Origin of the sequence: Niameybacter massiliensis (genome assembly GCF_001282685.1) — a bacterium.
GTDB classification, from domain to species: domain Bacteria; phylum Bacillota; class Clostridia; order Lachnospirales; family Cellulosilyticaceae; genus Holtiella; species Holtiella tumoricola.
In genome coordinates this window covers 3,385,001-3,391,002 of the sequence record NZ_LN875035.1, presented here as the reverse complement: position 1 = coordinate 3,391,002, position 6,002 = coordinate 3,385,001, and the positions used below count along the sequence as shown (strand labels likewise).

The following is a 6,002-nucleotide window of genomic DNA, read 5'->3' as shown; positions in this document are numbered from 1 at the left end:
AGTACCGTAAGGAGCTGTGGAGTTTATGCAAGTGAGAATGCCGGAATGAGTAGCGAGATAGAAGTGAGAATCTTCTAGGCCGAATATCCAAGGTTTCCAGGGTAAAGCTGATCTGCCCTGGGTAAGTCGGGACCTAAGGCGAGGACGAAAGTTGTAGTCGATGGACAACTGGTTGAAATTCCAGTACTACCTATTATCAGAACTGCAGGGACGCAGAAGGATAGGGAAGGCGCAGAATGGAAAGCTGCGTGTAAGTACAAAGCCGCATCTAGTAGGCAAATCCGCTAGACGAGGGTGAAGTACGATACGGATCGAAATTAAAGTAGAGAAGTTCCTGAATCCACACTGCCGAGAAAAGCTGCTATTGCGTGATAGGTACCCGTACCGTAAACCGACACAGGTGGATGAGGAGAGAATCCTAAGGCCGACGGGAGAAGCGTTGTTAAGGAACTCGGCAAAATGACCCCGTAACTTAGGGAGAAGGGGTGCCTACTTCGGTAGGCCGCAGAGAATAGGCCCAAGCAACTGTTTAGCAAAAACACAGGTCTCTGCTAAACCGAAAGGTGAAGTATAGGGGCTGACGCCTGCCCGGTGCTGGAAGGTTAAGGGGAGAGGTTAGGAGTAATCCGAAGCTTTGAACTTAAGCCCCAGTAAACGGCGGCCGTAACTATAACGGTCCTAAGGTAGCGAAATTCCTTGTCAGGTAAGTTCTGACCCGCACGAAAGGCGTAATGATTTGGGCACTGTCTCGACAGCGCACCCGGTGAAATTGTAGTACCAGTGAAGATGCTGGTTACCCGCGACAGGACGGAAAGACCCCGTGGAGCTTTACTGTAACTTGATACTGAGGTTGGGTATTACATGTACAGGATAGGAGGGAGGCTAAGAAGTGTGGACGCCAGTCTGCATGGAGCCGCCGGTGGGATACCTCTCTTGTAATACTTAACTTCTAACCATAGCCCGTGATCCGGGTTTGGGACAATGTCAGGTGGACAGTTTGACTGGGGCGGTCGCCTCCGAAAGAGTAACGGAGGCGCTCAAAGGTAACCTCAGAATGGTCGGAAACCATTCGTAGAGTGCAAAGGCAGAAGGTTGCTTGACTGCGACACCGACGGGTGGAGCAGGTACGAAAGTAGGACTTAGTGATCCGGTGGTATGAAAGTGGGATTGCCATCGCTCAACGGATAAAAGCTACCCCGGGGATAACAGGCTTATCTCCCCCAAGAGTTCACATCGACGGGGAGGTTTGGCACCTCGATGTCGGCTCATCGCATCCTGGAGCTGAAGCAGGTTCCAAGGGTTGGGCTGTTCGCCCATTAAAGCGGTACGCGAGCTGGGTTCAGAACGTCGTGAGACAGTTCGGTCCCTATCCGTCGTGGGCGTAGGAAGTTTGAGAGGCANACGAAAGTAGGACTTAGTGATCCGGTGGTATGAAAGTGGGATTGCCATCGCTCAACGGATAAAAGCTACCCCGGGGATAACAGGCTTATCTCCCCCAAGAGTTCACATCGACGGGGAGGTTTGGCACCTCGATGTCGGCTCATCGCATCCTGGAGCTGAAGCAGGTTCCAAGGGTTGGGCTGTTCGCCCATTAAAGCGGTACGCGAGCTGGGTTCAGAACGTCGTGAGACAGTTCGGTCCCTATCCGTCGTGGGCGTAGGAAGTTTGAGAGGCGTTGTCCTTAGTACGAGAGGACCGGGATGAACAGACCGCTGGTGCATCTGTTAGGCTGCCAAGCCTATAGCAGAGTAGCTAAGTCTGGAGCTGATAAACGCTGAAGGCATCTAAGCGTGAAACAGACCTCAAGATAAGACTTCCCATCCAGAAATGGAGTAAGACCCCTTGTAGACTACGAGGTAGATAGGTTGGAGGTGTAAGCATGGTAACATGTGTAGCTGACCAATACTAACGGTTCGAGGGTTTGACCTAAAAAACAGGTTAAAATGATTGCAGTATTTGTTTTTGAGAGTATAAGAATTAAACTTTCAAAAACAGCGAATCCCATAGGGTGAGCTGAAAAAAGAAAGTATAAGTACATACTTTTAAGTATGGCCCATTGGTCAAGCGGTTAAGACACCGCCCTTTCACGGCGGTAACAGGAGTTCGATTCTCCTATGGGTCATTTGTTGGTGATGATGCGCTTTAGGGAAACACCCGTTCCCATACCGAACACGTAGGTTAAGACTAAAGCGGTCGATGGTACTTGGCTGGAGACGGCCCGGGAGAGTAGATGATTGCCAACTTTAAAACGGGGTGTGGCTCAGTTTGGCTAGAGCGCCTGATTTGGGTTCAGGAGGCCGCAGGTTCGAGTCCTGTCACCCCGATTTAGTTCCAAGTCGTGGAGCTATAATAATAATATGGGTCACTAGCTCAGTTGGTAGAGCACTTGACTTTTAATCAAGTGGTCCGGAGTTCGAGCCTCCGGTGGCTCATAATTGAATACAAGTAGTACAAAATGTACTACTTAAATGCGTGAGTGGCTCAGGGGTAGAGCATCTCCTTGCCAAGGAGAGGGTCGCGGGTTCGAATCCCGTCTCGCGCTTTTTTTATTTGAGAATATGTGTATAATATGAAAATAGTCCACAATGATATACTTAAAAAAGTATATAGCTGTGGACTATTTTGTGTTTTATCCTAGATATACACAATTATTATTTTTAAAACAACATTTACGTTAACGTTTAATAATTTTATATATTAGCTCTCAATTATAATTAGATTTATACTAAAGAAAAGGGTCACAGTATATATAAGATATTACTTATATATACTGTGACCCTTTCTATTTTTGATACTTAAAATAAAAGCATTCATCTTCAACATATATTAATGCTCAACCATCATTATCAGAAGCATTAATATTTTTTACCGTAGTGATGTGCAGCTATCATTTGAACAATAGGTGCTGAGATAATTAAAAATAATGCAATGTAATGAAAAGCTAGAGGGATAAATAGATTAACTAAAAAGCAAATTACAACTACATAATATAAATAAGTAAAAGCAATAGATGCTGAACGCATAGAAAGCATTTGATTACGTTCATCTTGTTCGTTAATGATTTGTTGTTCCCGGTATTTAGGATTTTTGTTACGAATAAAAGAAATAATCATTATAGCAAGACTAGCAGAGATTAATCCACAAGCAATTCCATAAAGATAAGCAACATCATGACCTGTATTATTGAAAAAGTGTGCTAAGACACCGACTAGCACACCTATACCAATCATAATATAACCTATTAAATTTCTAGTTTTTGCTGTTTTACAATTCATTATTAAAGCCCCCTTTTTATTCTTCTTCAAATAAGAAAATATCTTCAATAGTTAAGTTGAAAATTCTAGAAATACGATATGCTAACATAATAGATGGATTATATCTTCCGTTTTCTAGTGAAATAATAGCTTGTCTAGAGACGCCTAATTGATCGGCTAAATCTTGTTGAGTTAAATTTTGTGTTTCGCGTAAAGAACGAATATTATTGTTCAACGAATCACCTCCAATATAAAAGTAAAGTTAACTTTACATTTAATATATACTATGTAAGAAATGATGTCAAGTAAACTTTACATTAAAGGATTTTACAAAAATAGCAGGCATATTTTTTGATTAAATAGCCTGCATCCTAAATATATTAAAGATTTAATTCAGAGGAATGATCTTCTTTTTGGTGAGATTGTTCTATATCTGGTACGCGCATAAGCATAATAAAGCCAATAATAAATAATATAATTAGACTAATGATACCATTATTAGTACGTCCAGTAAGTTGTGTGACAAGAGCAACTAAGAAAGGGCCCATTATGGCTGCAAATTTTCCAAAGATATTATAGAAACCAAAGAATTCATTGGATTTTTCTTTAGGAACTAATTTAGCAAAATAAGATCTAGAAATGGCCTGAATACCACCTTGTGCGGAACCCACTGCCATAGCAAGAACCCAAAAGTCTAAGGCTGTTTTTATAAAATACCCATAAAAACAAATACATATGTATGTAATAATACCAATATAGAGAAGCTTTTTAGCACCCCACTTAGTAGCAAGTTTGCCATAGAGAATTGTAAAAGGAAAAGCAACAAATTGTGTGAGAAGTAAAATAATAAGTAAGGTAGTCATTGAAATACCTAAATCTGTTCCATAGGAAGTAGACATACCAATAATAGTATCTACACCATCTATATAGAAGAAATAGGCAATTAAGAATATAAAAATCCCTCTATAGTTTCTAATTTCTTTGAAGGTATTAAAAAGGCGTTTAAATGAGCTACTAATCGGATGTGATTCAGGTTCAATATAATAGGTTTGCTTGACATTTTTTAGAAGAGGCAAAGTAAAGATACCCCACCAGAGAGCCGTAATAAGAAAGGTTATTTTACATGCAAGACCAAGGCTAATAGGTAATAGGCCTTGCTGAGTAAGAAGAACAATAATAATACAGATAATAAAAGGAATGGTACTTCCGATATATCCCATTGCAAAACCATAGGAAGATATCTTATCCATACGTTCATTAGTAGTAACATCTACGAGAAAAGCATCATAGAAGATATTACCACCGGCAAAACCAAGTACACAGAATCCATAAAGAATAAGAAGTAGGAAAGGCTGATTTTCAGGAACTAACGCGAGAGCTATTGTACTTACGACACCGATACTAAAAAATGTAGTAAAGAATTTCTTTTTGAATCCCTTGTAGTCTGCAATAGTTCCAAGAATAGGTGCAAGTAAGGAGACAATCAGTGTAGAGAGAGAAATAGTATACCCCCATAATGCAGTAGAATCTGTTGAGGACATATGTCCATTACTTGCTACCATCTTAAAATAGATAGGTAAGATAGTAGAAGTAATAGTCATGGAGTAAGCGGAATTGGCCCAATCATAGAGAATCCAACTTTTTTCTTGCCTGGTTAGATGATTCATAAATTTACCTCATTTTCTTTTAAAATTGACCATTCAATATGGCCATCAATATTTTTGAGAGATAATCCTAAAAGGTGTGCAAAAGTTGGGGCATGATTAAGTAAGGAACCTTGTTGGACAATATGATTTTCTTTAATACCTGGTCCTGTAGCCAGTAGAAATGTCGTATAATTCGGCTTAGTAGGGAGATAACCATGAGATGAGAGAATGTGGTGGGGCACAGATCTTACTTTAGTAACATCTATAGTTTCAATGAATTCACCAGAAGTAGTATCAATAAAATAATATCCTTTTTTAGCTTCTACCATGAAACTACAAGAAGAATCAGCACCCAGTTTAATTACTTCCTCTCTAGTAAAAATTCTTTCAATAGGGCTATTAGTATCATTTAATAGACGAGTAAGTAAGGTTTGCACTTTTTCAAGGCACGTTTTATTGGAATGATCTCTTAAGTAGATGTAACAAGAACCATCACAGGATTTGGAGATGGCATCATACTTAGTAATTCGACCTTTACTATCTACTTGCATGAGACCTTCATCTACTAAAATTTTATTGAGCCTAATTTGTGAATGAACAGGAAGTTGTGCATGATCACCAAGTATAATGAATGTTGTCTCTTCATAGAGGTTAGCCTCTTTAAGTGTTGCTATAATTTCACCTAAACGTCTGTCATGACGAACAAGTGCATGCATACTTTCATTACTGTCATGACCTGTATAATGACGTGTTGTATCTACATCAGTCATATGCACAAACATAACTTCAGGTTTATAATGGAGTAGAGTATGTTTCATACAAGAAAGTACAAAATCATCAAGAGCTGGTTGACTTGTTCCTTGTCTAATATGACCAAAACGTTTTTGAAGGTCTAACTGATAAGTTAGTGAGCCAGCGAATCCCGACATAATAAGTTGATGGTGCCAGCTTTTAGTAGGAAAGATTTCAGGTAGATTATATGTAATAGGGCCTCTAGCAGTTACAGGCCAAAGTATGGAACAGGTACTTAGACCTTTTGCATAGGCTAAATCAAAAAGAGTAGGAACTTGAATAGCCTTGTGATACCAAAACCAATCGGAAT

4 protein-coding genes, 4 tRNA genes and 2 rRNA genes (1 of these 10 cut by a window edge) are annotated in these 6,002 nt (G+C 39.9%); 6 read left to right on the top strand and 4 right to left on the bottom strand.

Going from position 1 to position 6,002, the window contains the following annotated elements; all coding sequences use genetic code 11:
• The 6 genes from BN2390_RS21510 to BN2390_RS21225 form a co-directional block, all read left to right on the top strand.
• Window positions 1-1,929: ribosomal RNA gene (locus tag BN2390_RS21510) — 23S ribosomal RNA — on the top strand; the annotation flags it as partial.
• Window positions 1,930-2,050: 121 nt separating this feature from the next.
• Window positions 2,051-2,122, top strand: a tRNA-Glu gene (locus BN2390_RS21245).
• Between the two features lie 3 nt (window positions 2,123-2,125).
• Window positions 2,126-2,243 (top strand): 5S ribosomal RNA (rrf, locus tag BN2390_RS21240).
• A 6-nt stretch (window positions 2,244-2,249) separates the two neighbouring features.
• Window positions 2,250-2,324: transfer RNA gene (locus tag BN2390_RS21235), tRNA-Pro, on the top strand.
• A 35-nt stretch (window positions 2,325-2,359) separates the two neighbouring features.
• Window positions 2,360-2,432: transfer RNA gene (locus tag BN2390_RS21230), tRNA-Lys, on the top strand.
• A gap of 38 nt (window positions 2,433-2,470) precedes the next feature.
• Window positions 2,471-2,542 (top strand) — tRNA-Gly (locus tag BN2390_RS21225).
• Window positions 2,543-2,855: 313 nt separating this feature from the next.
• Here BN2390_RS21225 and BN2390_RS21220 read toward each other — a convergent pair.
• The 4 genes from BN2390_RS21220 to BN2390_RS21205 form a co-directional block, all read right to left on the bottom strand.
• Window positions 2,856-3,275 (bottom strand): hypothetical protein, encoded by a 420-nt coding sequence (locus BN2390_RS21220; protein ID WP_053986273.1) that lies wholly within the window; start codon window positions 3,273-3,275, stop codon window positions 2,856-2,858.
• Between the two features lie 16 nt (window positions 3,276-3,291).
• Window positions 3,292-3,489, bottom strand: coding sequence for a helix-turn-helix transcriptional regulator (locus tag BN2390_RS21215; protein WP_053986272.1), 198 nt, complete (start codon window positions 3,487-3,489; stop codon window positions 3,292-3,294).
• A 145-nt stretch (window positions 3,490-3,634) separates the two neighbouring features.
• A complete protein-coding gene (locus BN2390_RS21210) occupies window positions 3,635-4,921 on the bottom strand; it encodes an MFS transporter (RefSeq protein WP_053986271.1) in 1,287 nt (428 codons plus the stop codon).
• Window positions 4,918-6,002 carry the 3' portion of an alkaline phosphatase family protein gene (locus tag BN2390_RS21205; RefSeq protein ID WP_053986270.1) on the bottom strand. The gene runs 235 nt beyond the window's last position, so 1,085 of the gene's 1,320 nt are visible here — the last part of the coding sequence; its start codon lies off the right edge, out of view — the gene reads right to left on this strand; its stop codon occupies window positions 4,918-4,920. Before BN2390_RS21205 ends, BN2390_RS21210 begins: the two co-directional genes overlap by 4 nt.